Source organism: Flavobacteriales bacterium (assembly GCA_013214975.1).
In the GTDB taxonomy this organism is placed as follows: domain Bacteria; phylum Bacteroidota; class Bacteroidia; order DT-38; family DT-38; genus DT-38.
Genome location: JABSPR010000044.1, coordinates 1 through 2,050 on the forward strand (window position 1 = coordinate 1; position 2,050 = coordinate 2,050).

The 2,050-nt window shown below is 34.5% G+C and carries 4 protein-coding genes; 1 reads left to right on the forward strand and 3 read right to left on the reverse strand.

Annotated features, from left to right (window positions below; all coding sequences use genetic code 11):
* The 3 genes from HRT72_02665 to mutY all read right to left on the reverse strand — a co-directional run.
* A partial coding sequence (locus HRT72_02665; GenBank protein ID NQY66613.1) for a DUF21 domain-containing protein occupies positions 1 to 185 on the reverse strand: 185 nt, incomplete at its 3' end.
* 56 nt (positions 186 to 241) lie between these two features.
* Complete coding sequence (locus HRT72_02670; GenBank protein ID NQY66614.1) at positions 242 to 676, reverse strand: single-stranded DNA-binding protein; 435 nt, start codon at positions 674 to 676, stop codon at positions 242 to 244.
* Positions 677 to 715: 39 nt separating this feature from the next.
* Positions 716 to 1,777 (reverse strand): A/G-specific adenine glycosylase, encoded by a 1,062-nt coding sequence (gene mutY, locus HRT72_02675; GenBank protein ID NQY66615.1) that lies wholly within the window; start codon positions 1,775 to 1,777, stop codon positions 716 to 718.
* Between the two features lie 175 nt (positions 1,778 to 1,952).
* Between mutY and HRT72_02680 the strand changes: the two genes are divergently transcribed.
* A partial coding sequence (locus tag HRT72_02680; GenBank protein ID NQY66616.1) for an HU family DNA-binding protein occupies positions 1,953 to 2,050 on the forward strand: 98 nt, incomplete at its 3' end.

Sequence of the window (2,050 nt, forward strand, 5' to 3'; positions counted from 1 at the left end):
AAAATAGTAGCCAGTAATTTTTTAGGGGTTATTATAAGTTGAAGAACGATTTGTTGCATTTTGCTTTTCGAATCATCCAGCGTTTTCATGTCAGAAGCCGATAATGAAAAATACGCTATTTCTGCACTAGAGATCAATGCAGAGCAAATGAGAAGAATAAGAATTAATGCTATACTAGTAAGCATTATCTATTTTTCTTATATGATAAATAATTAAATTAAATTGTTTCAATCAATAACAATTAAAATGGCAAGTCATCCGTGTCGGATAAAACTTCAGGAGTAGATGCTACCGGTTGACTGTTAGTAGGAGGGGTATTTTGTACACTACTATTATCACCTTCTTTTTTACCACCAAGCATTGTCATGTTGTCTCCAATAATTTCTGTAGTATATCTTTTGTTCCCTTCTTTATCGTCCCAAGCCCGAGTTCTTATTTTCCCTTCTACATATACTTGAGAGCCTTTTTTTAAATATTTCTCTGCAACTTCGGCCAATCCTCTCCATAGAACAATATTGTGCCATTCGGTTTGGTCGACTCTATTTCCGGATTTGTCTTTATATGATTCTGTGGTTGCGAGTGAGAAACTAGTTACAGCAACTCCGCTTTCTAAATATCTTGTTTCAGGGTCTTTTCCTAGATTACCCACTAATATTACCTTGTTAATCCCAGCCATGGTGTGTTTTATAGATTATTCCCAAATCTAACGATTAAGCTATTCTTTAGCAAAGGTTAGTTTGCGGTTTGAAAAATAATTATCAATAAGTTTTGGTATTGGAAGTTCCTGGAAATCAGACAATTTTACAGTTTTGTATTTCGATTTGTTGTCAATAGTCTGAATAGTTATTTCCCAGAAGGTGGAGTAAATAACCTGATGAGATAAAATATGTTTTTTCAATCTTATTTGGTTTACGGTGAGTTTTTTCTCTTGAGATAAAAGGGTATTCCAAAGTTCACTTTGTTCTAGGTTGTGTAATTCTATTTCTGATATGCTCTCAAATAATGGAAATTCAAACAAGTTTTTCCAAATATCATTGTCCTCTCTCTTGTTAACTAAGATCTGATCATGAGAAGAAATTACTAGATAGTTAAAATATCTTGATTTCGTCTTTGGTTTCATTTTCTTAACTGGCCTGATAGTAATAGAGCCTTGACTCTTGGCTAAGCATGTGTCTTCAAATATGCAATTTAAACACATTGGCTTTTTGGGTGTGCAGCAGAGAGCTCCAAATTCCATTATTGCTTGATTATGCATGTCTGGTTCATTTGGCTCAAGTAATTGAGAAGCCAATTCCTTGAAATGTTTTTTTCCTTCAGAACTGTCTATAGGGAGGTTGATATTGAAAACCCGGGCAAGTACGCGATAAACATTACCGTCAACAACAGCCTTTGGTTCTTTGAAACAGAAGGAAGCAATAGCAGCAGCGGTATACTCACCGACCCCCTTAAGTTTAATTATTTTGTCATATGTAGTAGGAAATGTGCCGTCTAATGAGCTTTGTATGTGCTTAGCCGTAAGATGCAGATTCCGAGCTCTGGAATAGTATCCTAATCCCTGCCATGTTTTAAGTATTTTTTCTTCAGAAGCGTTAGCTAGATGCGTTATTGTTGGAAATTCCTCAACGAATTTCAAATAGTAGGATAAGCCTTGATTTACTTTCGTCTGCTGAAGAATGATTTCGGACAACCATATTTTATAAGGATTAATGGTTTCTCTCCATGGTAGATGTCTTCTGTTTTCCTTGTACCAGATTCTTATTTTTCTACTAAAATCCATTTAATTGATATAGATATATGTAAGTGTGTGCTAAATCAATTCAAAATTAATATATAATACTTTGCAATTAGGGATTATAATATATCTTTGCCGCCGATTGGAGGAGCGGGTGTATAGGACTGCTACTCACTGATCAAGAGCTAATTAATTTCAATTATATAAGAAGAGAACTATTATGACAAAAGCAGAAATTGTTACACAAATTGCGGGTAAGACAGGAGTAGAAAAAGCTGCAGTTCAAACAACTATTGAGGCGTTTATGGCTTCAATAAA

Coding starts and splice junctions, on each gene's coding strand:
- HRT72_02670 (NQY66614.1), bottom strand. CDS start 676: ATGGCTGGGATTAACAAGGTAATATTAGTGGGTAATCTAGGAAAAGAC.
- mutY (NQY66615.1), bottom strand. CDS start 1,777: ATGGATTTTAGTAGAAAAATAAGAATCTGGTACAAGGAAAACAGAAGA.